This window comes from Aliivibrio fischeri, from assembly GCF_009727955.1.
Lineage (GTDB): Bacteria > Pseudomonadota > Gammaproteobacteria > Enterobacterales > Vibrionaceae > Aliivibrio > Aliivibrio fischeri_A.
Window position 1 is genome coordinate 527,926 of the sequence record NZ_WOBR01000010.1, and the last position, 15,909, is coordinate 543,834.

The 15,909-nt window shown below is 38.6% G+C and carries 19 protein-coding genes; 11 read left to right on the plus strand and 8 right to left on the minus strand.

Going from position 1 to position 15,909, the window contains the following annotated elements; translation table 11 throughout:
• Window positions 1-38 precede the first annotated feature (38 nt).
• The gene (locus GNP81_RS15475) at window positions 39-656 is read left to right on the plus strand and encodes a LysE family translocator (RefSeq protein ID WP_186809445.1); all 618 of its coding nucleotides are present in this window, start codon (window positions 39-41) and stop codon (window positions 654-656) included.
• 59 nt (window positions 657-715) lie between these two features.
• Here the strand turns inward: GNP81_RS15475 and GNP81_RS15480 are convergent, their stop codons facing one another.
• A complete protein-coding gene (locus GNP81_RS15480; protein WP_336495477.1) occupies window positions 716-1,147 on the minus strand; it encodes a c-type cytochrome in 432 nt (143 codons plus the stop codon).
• Between the two features lie 134 nt (window positions 1,148-1,281).
• Between GNP81_RS15480 and GNP81_RS15485 the strand changes: the two genes are divergently transcribed.
• The 5 genes from GNP81_RS15485 to GNP81_RS15505 all read left to right on the plus strand — a co-directional run bounded on the left by GNP81_RS15485 (window position 1,282) and on the right by GNP81_RS15505 (window position 4,859).
• Complete coding sequence (locus GNP81_RS15485; RefSeq protein WP_146865290.1) at window positions 1,282-1,920, plus strand: cytochrome b/b6 domain-containing protein; 639 nt, start codon at window positions 1,282-1,284, stop codon at window positions 1,918-1,920.
• 5 nt (window positions 1,921-1,925) lie between these two features.
• On the plus strand, window positions 1,926-2,351 hold the full coding sequence (locus GNP81_RS15490; protein ID WP_146865288.1) for a MarR family winged helix-turn-helix transcriptional regulator: 426 nt from the start codon (window positions 1,926-1,928) through the stop codon (window positions 2,349-2,351).
• Between the two features lie 275 nt (window positions 2,352-2,626).
• The gene (gene ectA, locus GNP81_RS15495) at window positions 2,627-3,172 is read left to right on the plus strand and encodes a diaminobutyrate acetyltransferase (protein WP_196587375.1); all 546 of its coding nucleotides are present in this window, start codon (window positions 2,627-2,629) and stop codon (window positions 3,170-3,172) included.
• A 20-nt stretch (window positions 3,173-3,192) separates the two neighbouring features.
• Complete coding sequence (ectB, locus tag GNP81_RS15500; protein ID WP_155673963.1) at window positions 3,193-4,458, plus strand: diaminobutyrate--2-oxoglutarate transaminase; 1,266 nt, start codon at window positions 3,193-3,195, stop codon at window positions 4,456-4,458.
• A gap of 14 nt (window positions 4,459-4,472) precedes the next feature.
• Window positions 4,473-4,859 carry an ectoine synthase gene (locus GNP81_RS15505; RefSeq protein WP_155673964.1) on the plus strand — a complete coding sequence of 129 codons (387 nt, stop codon included), beginning with the start codon at window positions 4,473-4,475 and terminating at the stop codon, window positions 4,857-4,859.
• 52 nt (window positions 4,860-4,911) lie between these two features.
• On the opposite strand, the gene GNP81_RS15510 is transcribed toward GNP81_RS15505, so the two are convergent.
• Window positions 4,912-5,802 carry a LysR family transcriptional regulator gene (locus tag GNP81_RS15510; protein WP_155673965.1) on the minus strand — a complete coding sequence of 297 codons (891 nt, stop codon included), beginning with the start codon at window positions 5,800-5,802 and terminating at the stop codon, window positions 4,912-4,914.
• A 143-nt stretch (window positions 5,803-5,945) separates the two neighbouring features.
• On the opposite strand from GNP81_RS15510, the gene GNP81_RS15515 reads away from it, so the two are divergent.
• Entirely contained in the window at window positions 5,946-6,383 is a 438-nt protein-coding gene (locus GNP81_RS15515; RefSeq protein ID WP_196587379.1) for a PACE efflux transporter, read from the plus strand.
• A 90-nt stretch (window positions 6,384-6,473) separates the two neighbouring features.
• On the opposite strand, the gene GNP81_RS15520 is transcribed toward GNP81_RS15515, so the two are convergent.
• Window positions 6,474-6,812 (minus strand): cytosolic protein, encoded by a 339-nt coding sequence (locus tag GNP81_RS15520; protein WP_155673967.1) that lies wholly within the window; start codon window positions 6,810-6,812, stop codon window positions 6,474-6,476.
• A gap of 400 nt (window positions 6,813-7,212) precedes the next feature.
• Between GNP81_RS15520 and GNP81_RS15525 the strand changes: the two genes are divergently transcribed.
• The 3 genes from GNP81_RS15525 to GNP81_RS15535 all read left to right on the plus strand — a co-directional run bounded on the left by GNP81_RS15525 (window position 7,213) and on the right by GNP81_RS15535 (window position 9,185).
• Entirely contained in the window at window positions 7,213-7,500 is a 288-nt protein-coding gene (locus GNP81_RS15525; protein WP_155673968.1) for a type II toxin-antitoxin system RelE/ParE family toxin, read from the plus strand.
• Window positions 7,501-7,510: 10 nt separating this feature from the next.
• On the plus strand, window positions 7,511-7,828 hold the full coding sequence (locus tag GNP81_RS15530) for a HigA family addiction module antitoxin (RefSeq protein ID WP_155673969.1): 318 nt from the start codon (window positions 7,511-7,513) through the stop codon (window positions 7,826-7,828).
• Between the two features lie 373 nt (window positions 7,829-8,201).
• Complete coding sequence (locus GNP81_RS15535; protein ID WP_063645993.1) at window positions 8,202-9,185, plus strand: carbamate kinase; 984 nt, start codon at window positions 8,202-8,204, stop codon at window positions 9,183-9,185.
• A 79-nt stretch (window positions 9,186-9,264) separates the two neighbouring features.
• On the opposite strand, the gene GNP81_RS15540 is transcribed toward GNP81_RS15535, so the two are convergent.
• The 5 genes from GNP81_RS15540 to GNP81_RS15560 form a co-directional block, all read right to left on the minus strand.
• Entirely contained in the window at window positions 9,265-10,062 is a 798-nt protein-coding gene (locus GNP81_RS15540) for a Cof-type HAD-IIB family hydrolase (RefSeq protein WP_155673970.1), read from the minus strand.
• A 96-nt stretch (window positions 10,063-10,158) separates the two neighbouring features.
• The gene (locus GNP81_RS15545) at window positions 10,159-11,121 is read right to left on the minus strand and encodes a LysR family transcriptional regulator (RefSeq protein WP_063663180.1); all 963 of its coding nucleotides are present in this window, start codon (window positions 11,119-11,121) and stop codon (window positions 10,159-10,161) included.
• Window positions 11,122-11,296: 175 nt separating this feature from the next.
• On the minus strand, window positions 11,297-11,926 hold the full coding sequence (locus tag GNP81_RS15550) for a bifunctional 4-hydroxy-2-oxoglutarate aldolase/2-dehydro-3-deoxy-phosphogluconate aldolase (RefSeq protein WP_155673971.1): 630 nt from the start codon (window positions 11,924-11,926) through the stop codon (window positions 11,297-11,299).
• A gap of 20 nt (window positions 11,927-11,946) precedes the next feature.
• Window positions 11,947-12,891, minus strand: coding sequence for a sugar kinase (locus tag GNP81_RS15555; RefSeq protein WP_155673972.1), 945 nt, complete (start codon window positions 12,889-12,891; stop codon window positions 11,947-11,949).
• A gap of 92 nt (window positions 12,892-12,983) precedes the next feature.
• The gene (locus tag GNP81_RS15560; RefSeq protein WP_155673973.1) at window positions 12,984-14,423 is read right to left on the minus strand and encodes a PTS transporter subunit EIIC; all 1,440 of its coding nucleotides are present in this window, start codon (window positions 14,421-14,423) and stop codon (window positions 12,984-12,986) included.
• Window positions 14,424-14,684: 261 nt separating this feature from the next.
• Between GNP81_RS15560 and GNP81_RS15565 the strand changes: the two genes are divergently transcribed.
• Window positions 14,685-15,884 carry an enolase C-terminal domain-like protein gene (locus GNP81_RS15565; protein WP_336495476.1) on the plus strand — a complete coding sequence of 400 codons (1,200 nt, stop codon included), beginning with the start codon at window positions 14,685-14,687 and terminating at the stop codon, window positions 15,882-15,884.
• Window positions 15,885-15,909: the final 25 nt, after the last annotated feature.

The window sequence follows — 15,909 nt, forward strand, 5'->3', positions numbered from 1 at the left end:
GTCCTTAATATCAAATGCAGCAGTACATGGAATTATTTATGAGCATTGAAACTTACCTTCTTTTTATCGCAGGAATGTTCGCCTTTTGTGCGATGCCTGGCGCTGATTTCTTTTACGTTCTTTCAAGAGCCTTAGGCGGTGGTGCAAAAACAGGAATTTATGCCGCAGTGGGTATCGCCACTGGTGTTCTTTTTCATACCTTTTTAGCCGTTGTTGGCTTAAGTGCACTACTGCTCTCTTCTGCAACGGCTTTTATGGTAATTAAATACATAGGTGCCGCTTACCTGTGTTATATCGGATTTAAAATGTTCACAGCAAAAGGCGGTTTTGGCCAAGTAGAAACCACCAATCGTACATCTGATATAAAAGTTTTCCGTCAAGGTATTTTAACCAATGCCCTCAACCCAAAAGTGTGTTTGACCTTTGTTGCTTTTATTCCTCAATTTTTAACTCCAGAGACATCATCACCTTTAATGCTCGGAATGCTTGGTATCACAACCGCTATTATCGCTTTGCTATGGTTTACTTGCGTTGCCGTTTTCGCTGCAAAATTCAGAACGGTAATTGCGGAGAGCAAAGCATTCTCAAACCTCTTAAAATACGGTTTAAGCTCTTTATTAATGGGCTTTGGCGCTAAGTTAGCAATGACTAACTAATTACAAACCTAAAGCCTAAAAAGGGTTGAAGATATCGTATCTTCAACCCTTTTTTTAACTTAAAATCGTGAACGATAACTACGATGGCATCCATTACAGGTATCCTGCGCTTGCTCTAAACCCGCTTCTGCCGCCTCTTTGTCTTGTTGTTGGCTTGCTTGATATAGCAAAGCAAAACCACTATCCATCTCTTTCATCAGTTGATTAAACTTTTCCGGTTTATCCCACACCACTTTCTTTGCTTTACTGCCTTCTTGACTCCCTTCAGTAAAAGCCGTATTTAATAATTGACTATGTTGAACCAATTGTTGACTGATCGATTCAATTTCGCTCCAATGTAATACATTTTCATCCATCATCTCTTCTACTTGCTCTGATTGATTTTCAATATGTACAAAAGCCTGTTGTCTTGCGTTAATTAGGTCAGCACTCGCTTGAGCAAATGCAATATTTGGTAATAAAACACATAAACTAATTACTAATTTCTTCACTACGTTCTCTCTTAATAGATGTCTGTCTCGCTTCGAGTTGCATTTAATTTACATCACAATAGTTGCACGTGCAACTATTGTGATGTAAATTATTTCTCAGTTAGTTAAAACATCCATTAATTAGGAACAAGAAAATGAAGATTTGGGATTTACCAACACGCATATATCATTGGCTTCAAGCACTGCTTTTTATCGGATTAGCCGCAAGTGGTTTTAATGGAGAAGGACCACATATCTATTTAGGTTTGGCTCTTTTTACTCTTATTTTATGGCGTATTGTTTGGGGCTTTATCGGAAGTGACACGAGCCGTTTTAAACAATTTATTTCTTCTCCAAAACGTACTATTTCTTATTTATTAGGAAAAGAACCATCAAAAGCAGGTCATAATCCAGCGGGATCTTGGATGGTTATTGGGTTAATTTCCACCTTATTTATTCAATGCATTACTGGAATTGCATTAGCAGGATTATTCGATCACATCCCTTATGCCGATATTGTATTAAATGACAATGTCTTTGATGTTTTTGTTACTCTGCATGGAATATGTGCACACTTATTACCTGTATTAGTCGTATTGCATTTAGTCGCCATTCTCTTTTATAAATTACGCTCAAAGCCACTTGTTTGGGCAATGATCACTGGCGTGCAAAAGACACTTACAGAACATCAAATGTCATCAAATCTAGTGTTTGTATCAAATATACGTGCATTATTAGTGCTAATTGCAATAGGATTAGTTACCATTGCAATAGTTGTAAGTGCAGGAGTTTGAACACAATGGAAGAATTTGATCGTCAAAGTAGCTTTGGTTGGATGATAAATGTTATTGCTAATCAAGCATCAAAACATTTCGAAACGGAATTAAAACAGCACGGTTTAACCGTTGCGCTGTGGCCAACCATGATGTGCCTATGGGAAGAAGAAGGGGTAACTCAGCGTGATATTGCTGAAAAGTCAAAAGTGGAAAACTCCACAACCACTCGAACATTAGATAAGTTAGAAAAACTTGGCCTTGTTGAACGACAAGCTGATCCCAATAGTCGTCGTTCCTTTCGAATTTACTTAACTAATGAAGGTCGAGCATTAAAAGAAACCCTTTTGCCGATCCCTATTAAAGTAAATAAAGAAATACTTAGCTCTCTTGATCTAAATGAGCAAAAAGAGATGATTCGACTACTGCAAAAAATGGTCGCTGCTGTATAAATATTACTCTTTTAAACTAATAAATAGCCCAAATTATCATGGGCTATTTTTGTATCTACGCCACCTTCATATCCAAATCAAAGCCCTCACAGATACTAAGAGAACTAATCTATTTTTCTCTATTTATTATTTTAGCAATCGAACTTAAATGTGATTTAGATCGCATTTAATTAGACTTAATCGTCTTTTTTGCGCCATTAATTTGCTTTTCAACTGATAAAAATGCCCATAATAAAAAGGAATTTAATTAGAGTACAAAGGATATGTATTTACATATGGCTATCGCAGCGCCCAGAATCTTGTGTCCAGATATGGATTCTGACACAACAAAAAAATGGATTTTTCGAGAACCTTCGAGGACAGACGGTGACGATGTTTACGCATTGATCACCGAGTGTCCTCCTCTTGATATAAACTCTTCATACTGCAACTTTCTTCAAGCTACTCATTTCAGTAAAACCTGCGTTTTGGCAGAGAAAGATGGCGATCTCGCTGGCTTTATCTCTGGGTACCAAAAACCTGATGAACCGAATACGCTGTTCATATGGCAAGTCGCCGTCTCCCCACATTACCGAGGTAAAGGTTTAGCGTTTTCAATGCTAACCACGCTTTTAGAGCGAAAAAACCTTCTGCATATCGAATTTATAGAAACCACAATAACCAAGGCAAATAACGCCTCTTGGTCATTATTTAAAAAAATTGATGCCCAATATGGAAATCAAGGGCAAGTCACTACGTTTCTAGATAAAGAATCACACTTTAAAGGCAAGCACGATACAGAGTATTTGTATCGTATCCCTCTAAAATCTTCACAAAAATAGGAATCATAAACGGACTCATCATGAATATTTTCAAGAAGCAAGAATCACAAGTGCGCTCATACTCAAACAATTTCCCAGTTGTTTTTCAAAAAGCAAAAGGCAGCTGGCTAGAAACTGAAAATGGAGAGCGTTACCTAGACTTCCTTGCCGGAGCCGGATCACTTAACTACGGTCACAACAACCCAGTCTTAAAGCAAGCTTTACTTGAATACATCGAAAACGACGGTATCACTCATGGCTTAGACATGCACTCTAGTGCAAAAGCCACATTTTTAAATGCCCTGAGCCGTTATATTCTCGAACCAAGAAGCCTAGAATACAAGGTACAGTTCACGGGACCTACAGGTACCAATGCTGTTGAGGCCGCTTTAAAACTGGCACGAAAAGTCACTAACCGAACCAATATTGTCGCGTTCACTAATGGCTTTCATGGTTGTACAGCCGGAGCACTGGCGGCAACGGGGAATCAACACCATCGCCAAGGTGCCGGTGTTAGCTTAAGCAATATTACACGCATTCCTTTTGAAGGTTATGCTGATATCGATGGACTTAACCTGTTTGAGACCATGCTATCTGACAATTCAAGCGGTTTAGATAAACCCGCTGCGGTACTTTTAGAAACCGTACAAGGTGAAGGCGGTTTAAACGTCGCTTCAAATGAATGGCTACAACGTCTAAGTAAGATCTGTAAAGCCAACGACATTCTAATGATTGTTGATGATATTCAAGCGGGTTGTGGACGTACTGGTACTTTCTTTAGTTTTGAGTCATCTGGCATTAAACCAGACATGGTAACTCTATCAAAATCCATTGGTGGCTACGGCTTACCAATGGCAGTTGTCTTACTAAAACCTGAATTAGATGAATGGAAACCTGGTGAACATAACGGTACTTTCCGTGGTAACAACCATGCCTTTATTACTGCAGCAAAAGCGCTTGAAATTTATTGGGCGAACGATAACTTTGAAAACCACATAAAACAATCGTCTAGCAAAGTAAGCGACGTAATTCTTCGCACCATTAAACGTCACCCTAAATTATTTGTTCAACAAAAAGGCCGTGGCATGATGATTGGCATTAAATGTAAAGACGGCATCATCTCAAGTGATATCGCAAAAACCTGCTTTGAAAACGGAATGGTAATTGAAACCGCGGGTCCTGATGACGAAGTAGTTAAATTCTTCTGTCCATTAACCATTACTGAATCAGAGTTAGATCAAGGATTGGCTATCTTTGAAGACGCTGTTGATAGTATTGCAGCAAAACATTTTAAAAAAGCATCTTAATCAAGGAAAATACGATGATAGTAAGAACATTAGATGAATGTCGCGGCAGCGAACGACGTGTAGCATCTGAAACATGGGAAAGCGTAAGAATGTTGTTGAAAAATGACAACATGGGCTTCTCTTTTCATATCACGACCATCTATCAAGATACTGAAACACACATCCATTACAAAAACCATTTAGAGTCAGTCTATTGCATGAGTGGTGAGGGGGAGATTCAAGTGGTTGGAGGGGAGACTTATCCAATAAAACCAGGAACATTATACATTCTTGATAAACACGACGAGCATTATTTACGAGCGTATAAAGATAAAGAAATGGTCATGGCGTGCGTTTTCAACCCGCCAATTACGGGTGCCGAAGTTCATGATGAAAACGGTGTTTATCCTATTCTCGATTAAGTTGCATAACAATCTCAGCAACTGTAGATATGCTCATTATTTTTCATCACTATTAATAATGAGCTGTTTTACTTAACTCTTGCAGTGATGACAATAGATCCTCTAATACGGGTCCAAATGCGTGACGCCGAGAGACCAAGCAACCCATAGGCGTTAGCCAACCATGAAACTCATGAGCAATCGGTAGCGCAACTAACTTTTTCTGCTCAATGAGACTTGTCACTGTATGTTCTGGAACGATACTCCAACCCACACCACGGCACGCTAACTCTATTAAGGCTTGATGAGTATTGGCGTACCATAGTTTTGAACTGATCCCGTAACTGAACCATAACTCTTTCCCCTTCGAGCTACGATGTACTAACTGTCGATGTCCTTTCAATGCCGCATCATTCACCATTTGTAAAGCCGCTAATTCATGATCTGGCGCAGCCACAGTAAGAAAACGTATTTGTCCTAAGGTGAAAAAATCCATATCAACTTTAAGCTCGCCATCAGCATAGACGATACCTACTTGTGCTTTTCCCTTTCTAACCAGATCTTCAACATCAAAGGTTGAGGTCGTAATAATTTCAACATCAGTAACGGGAAACTTATCCGCCAATGTCGCTAAAATTTGCAATAAATCATCATTAATTAAGCTCTCATCAATCGCAATAACCAACTCATATTCATGCTCTCTTTCTAACGACTCAACCTTTTGATCAAAGTATTTCTGTTGGTGCAAAATAGACTGAGCAATCGGCAATAAAGCCTTACCCTTCTCTGTCAGTACTGGCGTATTTTTCTCACGATTAAACAGCTCTTGGTTAATCGAGATCTCTAAATTAGCAATGGCCTGACTCACGCCTGATTGAGCACGTTTTAATTGACGAGCCGCAGCCGAGAAAGAACCGCACTCACACACGGTGACAAAGATTTTTAATTGCTCAAAACTGTACATAACATTTAACTCAAGTAAGTAGACCCGCGCTTAAGCTATCACGATTTGTGATGGCTGTTAACTTTATCTCTTTTACTCACTCTTTATAATCGCGCTTCTTTATTTTAGAACTGCCCCATTTTTTTGAGAATACACCAATGAAGATGAAAACCAATGAGCGCATTTTTCATGCCGTTTTATTTGAAGTATTAGCCGTTAGCTTATCTATTATTGGATTAGCTATTTTTACTGATCATGATGTTACGGCACTATCAGGAACCATGATAGTCGTTGCTACTATCGCAATGATTTGGAATTTCATTTATAACTGGATTTTCGATCAATTTTTCACAGGTGAAAAAACACAACGCACGCTTTCATTACGCGTTTTCCACGTTATCTTATTTGAAGTTGGGTTACTGTTTGTCACAGTGCCAGTAATGGCTTACTTATTAAGCGTTGGGATCTGGGAAGCCTTTATGATGGATATCGGCGTAACTATCTTTATCACCATTTACGCCTTTGCTTTTAATCTTATATACGACAAGGTAAGAGCGCTATTAGTAAAAAGAATGACGAGAGATGAGTCAGTCACCGCGTGATAGATTAAATATGAGAGCTAGATAGTAAACAACCCGCTGATTGGCGGGTTGTTTATTTTTTAGTTGATCGGCATCTGAACTGAATTATTTTCAGTCCATTCGTGTAATAAAGGTTTGCTCGTCATCCACAAAAGCCACAAAGCCGCCATGATAGATAAATACTCTACCACGCCCCTCAACTAGGCAAGCAAGCTGTGGAAGCAAATCTTCTTCGTTATTCTGACGTTGAAATGTACCAGTATCGGTAATTACACCACTGAGTGCAGGCAAATACCCATAAGTGCGCTTGGCTTGATCAATCAGGCTCAATTCACTACTGATAGAGAAGCAAGATGGAATCGCACCGGCTTCTTCGATAAACATAGTTTTCAGTTCTTCAAAAGCTGTAATCACTAGCCAGTCGATGTCGTTAACATGATGGATAAACATAGGATTTCTCGGTTATTCTGATATGGCGATTTTATCATTATTAAGGGATAATCTAGTAGAGATTTGGTTGGTAAAGTTATTTCTGGAGATTCATTAAGCTAACTTGAAACACAACGTTATTCATTTCCTAAACCAATCTCCTATTTTCAGCATCAGTTCTTATATTCTCAAACTCCCTCGCACAAGCACTCTTCTTTCAAAAAACATATTTACACGATTTATTTAGATCACTCACAACCCAGTACCTTTTCACACATTTCTTAAAATAAACCACTAATCTAATACCATCAGAGACAATGAGCACTCGTTCATTGTTTAGATTTACATCAAAACTTGTGCACACCATGATTGTGCGTTACTCTTTCACTTATTAGGTGCACAATAGTATTGTGCAATGAAAATGTCATTAAAATTTAAAGAGCAATGGTTAGAACAATTTTATGAACAGGACAAACGACATCGTTTAATTCCGAAAAGTATTGAAAATGCTCTATATAGAAAGCTAGAAATCTTAGATGCCGCCCACTCTGAATCTGATTTACGTGTACCTCCGGGAAATCGTTTCGAGTACTTAACTGGTAACTTAATTGAATGGTGCTCTATCAGAGTAAATAAACAATATCGATTAATTTTTCGATGGGATAATGGTGTAGCTAAAGATACCTATTTAGATCCTCATAAATACTAAGGTAAGCAATATGCGTAAAACTAAACGTCGCCCAATAAGCGTTGGGGAAATGCTGAAAGTCGAATTTCTCGATCCACTAAAAATTACATCTAAAACATTAGCTGAAGCTATGGGTGTTCACAGAAATACGGTAAGCAACCTAATTAACGGTGGGATCTTAACGGCACCTATTGCGATAAAACTGGCTGCTGCACTGGGTAACACTCCTGAGTTTTGGCTTAATATCCAACATGCTGTTGATTTGTGGGACACTCGAAATCGCTATCAAGACGAAGCAAAATTCGTAAAACCACTAAATATTAATTTTGAACAACAAACACAAGATTAACGCCATAAGTTAACATTCTTTATATTCAACTTATGGCATTTACTGTAAAAACAACAAAGAAAAGAACATTTATCTACATATTCACTCACTGCAGTTCAATATACCAGCAAGCCACCATATACAACTTATCAACCTAAGAAACAACTGGTTACATATATTTCTCATTTACGAGATAAATACGGTGCGTTGCTGATATTTCCAGTATAGAATCCCCGCTCAATGTCCAGTCTGTGTATTCGTAGAACCTTTTCTGACTAAGTAAGGGAATACTGAACACAATAGATTTGTGATAAATGGACGCTGGCCAAATAGAGATAAAAATAAATCTCTATTTAGCGATAACAGCACTAATGTGGCATTGAGAAAATTTAAAATGAGTCGTACAACAATGAAACCAACAATTGTTATTGCCCTAGGTGGCAATGCACTATTGCGTCGTGGTCAGGTTCTTTCTTATGAAAATCAACTTGAAAACGTAAAGGTAGCGGCAGAGTCTATTGCGAAATTAAGCAAAGAGTACCGTATTGCTATTGTTCATGGAAATGGCCCACAAGTTGGTTTATTAAGCCAACAAAATGATGCCTTTGATGCTGTTCCTTCTTATCCTCTTAGTTGTTTAGTTGCTGAATCTCAAGGGATGATAGCAACTATGCTTGCGCAAGAATTACGTAACCGTGTTGATTGTAACGTAACGACAATTCTTACCCATGTCGATGTTGATAAAGCCGACCCCGCTTTTAATGACCCTACCAAGTTCATTGGCCAAGTGTATTCTGAAAAAGAAGCGTACGATCTTGCTGAAGAGTTTGGCTGGTCTATTCGCCAAGATGGTGACTACTTTAGACGCGTTGTTGCTTCCCCTGCTCCTAAAAACATCCGTGAGAGTGAATTAATTTCATTGGCTTTGCAGCACGATAATATTGTTATATGTTGCGGCGGAGGTGGTATTCCTGTTTGTACTGACAACCACGGTATCACTACAAATATCGATTGTGTTATTGATAAAGACTCAACGGCATCACTGCTTTCTCAGCAGATCTCAGCTGACTACTTCTTAATTTTGACCGATGGTGATGGGGTATTTTTCCATTACGGCAAGCCAAACCAAATCAAACTAGACATTGCTACTACCGAAGAATTAAAAGGCTACTCTTTTGATAAAGGCTCTATGCAGCCCAAAATTGATTCGATGATCAACTACGTTGAAAATGTCGATATCTCTATCGGTATCATTGCGGATTTGCACTTAGCTTTAGATGCGCTAAATGGCACGGCTGGTACAAAAATCGTAAAAAATAAGTTCTATGATGACTCTATTTCTCATCAACAAAATGATGGCGAATTAACACCAGCATAGCAGTTTTACCGCTTATAAAACAAAAAGCCCTAACGTGTTGTTAGGGCTTTTTAATATCGAGTATACGATAAGTAAACGCTTACAACACCTGCTCTTTAATCACGGTAAATACCCCTGCATCTTTATTACTTGGAGCCATAAAGCGTGCTGTCTCTTTTACTTTTTGATGTGCATTTTCCATCGCATAAGAGTAATAACTCTCTTGCAGCATTTCTAAATCATTTAAGTAATCACCAAAGCTCATTGTCTCTTCAAAACTAAAGCTCAGTGTGTTTTGTAGGTGTTTGATCGCCGCCCCTTTAGAAGCAACCGCATTCATTACATCAAGCCAGATCTTAGCACTCACCACCACTTGATGACTCTCACCAAAATTGGCATCAAAAGATGGGAAAACGAACTCTTCTGTTCCATCAAAATGACAAATCGCCACTTTAATAAACTCGTCATCTACCGCAAGTAAATCTTCGACATATTCACAACGTTGGTAGTATTTTGAAAATTCTGCCAATGCTTTTGGATCTTGTGTTTCAATGTATGCAGAACGTTTTCCACAAAGCACAATGTGTGTACCTTCAATCGCACGAGCAGTTTTAATGATATTGATTACCGATGGTGTATCCATTGAACAGCTATAAAGTTCTTCACCTTTATACATCACTAACGTGCCGTTTTCAGCAATAAACATCATTCGATCTTTTACTGGCTCAAACGTTTCTAACAAGCTGTAGTATTGACGCCCAGAGGCAGCGGCAAAAATGATGTTTTTATCTTCTAATTGCTGATAAAGATCGAAAAAACTTGGATCTAATTGGCTATGTTCATTAAGCAGTGTGCCGTCCATATCAGCAGCAATAAATTTTACGTTATGTTTTTGCATTAATTGGTACTCAGAGATAATTTAAATTCAATAAACACCCAGAAGTATATACTGTTCAGGACGTTACACCGAACAACTCCACCGTAAAATGAGAGGCTACTGCCCCTTTTTCACTGGATATAAAGAGGCAAAATTTGGAATGTGTTGCTCCCACAACGGAGGATGACCAATGTGCTTTTGCACGGCACTAATGAACTCTCTAACCAATGCGGTCTGTTTTCGATGCGGATAAAGTGCGTATACCGCTAAGCCTTGATTACATAACGGGTAATCCGTAAGTAACGTTGTTAATCCCATGCTTTCGATAGAACGCTCAAGGTTTGATGAGGCAACCACTGCATAACCTAAACCATCTTGAACAGCTGACAATAAGGTTCGAACATCATTTACCTTATAGTTACCTTTCATTTTATAGCTTTTAAATTGAGATGAATCTGGGCTTTCACCTAATCGAACGGTATCTACCGTTAATGTGCCATTGCTGTAAATAACAGAGGGTAAATTTACCAATTCTTCTGGTGTACTTGGCTCTCCAAAGCGTTCAATAAATGAATGTGAAGCGAGGATCACTCCTCGAATATCTGCCACTTTTTTCGCTATTAAACTTGAATCATCTAATCGACCTAATCGAAAAGCGACATCAAAGTGCTCTGAAATAATATCGGAGCGCTTATCATCCATCATCAGAACCACCTCAACATCGGGATAAGTGGCCATAAACTGACTGATAACAGGTTGTAAATACCCTTGCCCAATATGCAATGGAGCTGTAATTCTAATTCGCCCTTTTGGTACTGCTTGATATGAGTCTGCAATGGATTTCACATTATCTAATGAGCCAACTAACTGATGGGCTTGCTCTAAGATCTCTTCGCCTGCTGGTGTTAATGAGAAAGTACGAGTCGAGCGGTTAAGTAACTGAACACCTAGCTCTGCTTCTAATTTTTTGATCTGTTTTGAAAGCGCTGAATTATCCATATCATGCAATGCGGCCGCTTTAGTGAATGAGCCTTGTTGCACCACATCGATAAATAGAGAAAGTTGATTAACCAGAGACATACCTTTACCTAAAACACCCGTCGATTTGATTTAAAGTGAAACCAATCCAAATACATTGTGATATTAAACCTTAATTTTAGTGCGAATACGAAAATTATTCAGACTATTCGGTTATGGTACGTATAAAAAAGGAGCCACATAGGCTCCTTCTAACAGTGGTGAACTAAAAATTAAATTAGCTTTTTACTTTCTCAACAATTTCTCTTGTTAATCGTGCAATGGTATCCCAATCTTTATTTTCAATTAGTTTTTTATCTACCATCCATGTACCACCACACGCTAAAACCTGAGGTATTGCTAAATAGTCTTTAATGTTTGATGCTGTGATTCCACCCGTTGGCATTAGTCGAATATCACCATAAGGACCCACTAAAGATTTAACCATATTAAGGCCACCAGATGCTTCTGCCGGGAAAAACTTCAGCGTAGTTAACCCCATTTCTAATGCCGCTTCTACTGTACTTGGGTTATTTACGCCTGGAACAATATCAATCCCAATTTCTTGGCATGCTTTAACTGTATTTGGATTGAAACCAGGAGACACAACGAAACTTGCTCCTGCCTCTTTTGCTGCAAGTGCTTGCTCACCATTTAAAATTGTTCCAGCACCAATCAGCATGTGAGGCTGTGATTGCTTTAAAAGGCGAATGGCTTCTACTGCTGCATCTGAGCGAAAAGTAATTTCAGCCGCAGGCAGTCCATTATCAGATAACACCTTACCTAACGGAATGATGTCTTCAGCATTATCCAATGCAATAACTGGAATGACTTTTAGCGATTGAAGTTGTTCATTAATTGTCGACATTTTATATTCCTACTCTGGTATTAAAGTGTGTCTGTAATGTGTTTAGGGATAATTGCCCCATGATGTTGAATAACAAGGCCAGCTAATGCATTACCTCGACGACACGCTTCAACCACTGAGCCGCCAGTAAGGTAACAAGATAAGAATCCACCATTAAATGAGTCACCTGCAGAAGTGGTATCTACAACCGTTTCGACTTGTTTCGTTGCGATTAATGTTGGCTGATGATCTGAGCTTTCGCTCATCAGGCAACCTTTAGAACCCAATTTTACAACAACGGTTTTCACTCCTAATTGATGAAGCCTTAGAATGGTTTGTGTTGGATCTTGGTCTGCCCATAAAAGCTGTTCATCTTCATATGTCACCAATGCGACATCAGTCGTTTGATACGCTTGCTGATAAGCCTCTTTTGTTTTTATTTCTGAATCCCATAACTTTGGTCGATAATTACTATCAAAAATAATCGTAATCCCTTGTTGATGTAAGTCATTTAACAAAGCTAATAACGTGCATCGGTCTTCATCAGGTAAAATAGCCAAACTGATACCACTAACAAAAATGGCATCAACTCTCTCAAGGCCCTTACGAATTTTTCCAAAATCAGGGTGCTGAATCATATAACGTGCAGCGGAGCCATTACGCCAATACAAAAATGTTCGCTCACCTTGCTCATCCACTTGTATCAAATAAAGCCCCGGAGAATGATGAGAGTCTTGAAGAGTAAAATCTGTTGATATTCCTTCCTCTTTCCAGCGTTTCATTATCTCTTGACTAATAGCATCAGTTCCTAAAGAAGTAACATAACTGGTTTGAACTGCATGAGTTTCTTTCGATGATCTTGATAGGCTTCGATTCAAATATATCGCAGCATTTAAGGTATCCCCACCGTAATTCTGCTGCATTTGTCCAAAGGGGTCGCCATTTAATTCAATCATACATTCACCAATAATAGCGATGTGACTCATATATATTTCCTTTAATGTTACGACTTAAAAATGAAAGTGAGCCATTATTTGCTAGCAATTAACGGCTCACTTATATGACTAACTAAGAGAGGTTACTTATCATCAAGTTTAACGAATAATAACGTTAGAATATAAGAGAGAACAAACACACCACACACACCCAAAATCGCTTGAATAAAGTTTTGTGTTCCGCCTGATAGATACGCAGGTAAACTGAATACAGACGATAATATGTAGCTGTTTAAATGAGTATCAATAGTGACTGATATAGCACCAAATACGCCCGCAGCCAAACTTGCTGTCATTAACGCTTTCGTATACTTAGTCAGAACACCAAATAACGCCGGTTCTGTAATACCTAGAATTGCAGTAACACCTGAACCTAATGTGATAGACGACTCTTCTTTAGATACGTATTTACGTTGCTTATGCCATACTGCCATAGTTGCACCAGCTATCGCCAAGTTACCTAAACACATGATTGGCATTAATAAATCTTTTCCGTATAGCGCAAAGTTATTTAAACTGATTGGCGTCATACTGTGGTGAATACCAAATACAATAGTAATTGGGCGAGTTAGGCCAAAGACAAAACCTGTCAGCGTTGGAGATATCTCAAGTAACGAGCCAACCACCCATCCAGCGCCATTACTCAACCAAATACCTGCAGGGCCTACAAACGATAGCGTAATGGTCGAGGTTACCGTAAAGGCTAAAAGTGGCGTAAATACAGGTTTTGCTGATGAAGGAACCAACTTATCAACTAAAGGCGTTACTTTCGACAACACCCAAATAGCCAATATCGCAGGGACAATCGCACCGCCATAATTTAGCAACTCAATAGGAACAACGCCAAGCACCGTTAACTCAGGCACTGCACCAACATCTTTTAACTGCGCTGCTTTCTCTATTAATTTAGGCGCAAGCATTGCTGATGAAACAGCCAAAGCAATGTATTCATTAACTTTAAACACCTTCGCCGCTGAGAATGAAACCAACATAGGTAAAAAGAAAAATACAGCAACAGAGATAGAACGGAAAAAATACACCGTATCTGAGGACTCAGAAATCACATTGGTTGCAATAAGACCAGAAAGCAGCCCCATCAACATACCAGCACCAGCAATCGCAGGAACTACTGGGCCAAAGATACCCGCAACAATTCGCATGACACCTTGAAATAGTTTACCTTTTTCAAGGCTATTTGATTCCGTTGATGACGTTGTGTTGCTGGAAATATTTGAAATCGCATTATACCACTTTTCAACCTCAACCCCGATAATGACTTGAGTTTGTCCTTGTTGTAAAACAACCCCTTTTACGCCTTTTATTTTTTTGATTTCATCTTGATTAACAAGCGACTCATCCACTAACTTAAATCGTAAGCGAGTCATGCAGTGAGTCGTACTATTTATATTATTTTCACTGCCAAGAGCTTTAATTAATAACTGTAAATTCTCCTCAAAGCTCAGTTCTTTAGATGTCGAGTCTATATCTCTTGGGATCTCGTTATTTGTGTCAATGCTTTGCATAACATACCTGTTTTTGGGAATGACTAAGTTGGAGATATCATAACGACAACCCATATTAATCCAACTCTAGAAAAAGAGAGTTATCTCACATTTAAACTCAGTAAAATTATTTTTTCGGCCTTTTTTCAGGATTGGTCTGTTTTATTAATCAATTAAAAAACCTTTTCAGACCAATTATTTTCACCCTAAAATTAGGGCTTGAAATGTTACTTTTAACACGGTTATATAATAGAAGTTATTATTAATTTAGGTTGTTTAATTGTGAAAAAAACCATCATCACCAACATCGATTGTATAATTACAAAGCCAGACCGACATAACTTAATTACTGTTGTCGTTGAAACTGATCATGGAGTAACTGGTTTTGGTTGTGCGACTTTTCAGCAACGACCATTAGCGGTAAAAACTATGGTTGACGAATATCTCAAACCACTTCTTATCGGTAAAGATGCGAATAATATTGAAGATATTTGGCAAATGATGATGGTTAACGCATATTGGCGTAATGGACCTGTTATTAATAATGCCATTTCTGGTGTAGACATGGCGTTATGGGATATTAAAGCAAAATTAGCAAGCATGCCTTTACATCAATTATTTGGTGGGAAATCAAGAGATGCGATCCCTGTATACACCCACGCAACCAGCGATACTATGGAAGGTATTTATGACTTGGTCGACTCATTTCTAAATAAGGGTTACAAGCATATACGTTGTCAATTGGGCTTTTATGGTGGTGTTCCAAGCCAGTTAAACACAGCGCAAAACCCAACAGAAGGCTCATACTACGATCAAGATCAATACATGGATAATACCTTAACCATGTTCCGACTTTTGAGAGAAAAATACGGTAATACATTTCACATTTTGCATGATGTTCATGAGCGCTTATTCCCCAATCAAGCCGTTCAATTTGCAAAAGAGGTAGAGCAGTTTAAGCCATATTTTATTGAAGATATTTTGCCGCCTAACCAAACTGAATGGTTAGATAATATCAGAAGCCAATCCTCGGTTTCATTGGGATTAGGAGAGCTATTTAATAATCCTGAAGAGTGGAAAGCACTGATCATTAATCGACGAATTGATTTTATTCGTTGTCATGTTTCTCAAATTGGTGGGATAACTCCAGCTCTAAAACTTGCTCACTTGTGCCAAACCTTTGGGGTTCGTCTGGCTTGGCATTGCCCACCAGATATGACTCCTATTGGTGCTGCTGTAAATACACACTTAAACGTACATTTACATAATGCGGCGATTCAAGAGCATGTTGAATATAACGAGAATACCAAGCGTGTTTTCCCTAATGCTGCAGAGCCGATTAATGGTTACCTTTACGCATCAGAAACCAATGGGATTGGCGTCGAAATCAATAGAGAAGCAGCGACTGAATTCCCGGTAATGTATCGTCCCCATGAATGGACTCAAAGTAGGCTCCCTGATGGGTCTATTCACACCCCTTAAAAACGATAGCCGCTTATAACTAAGC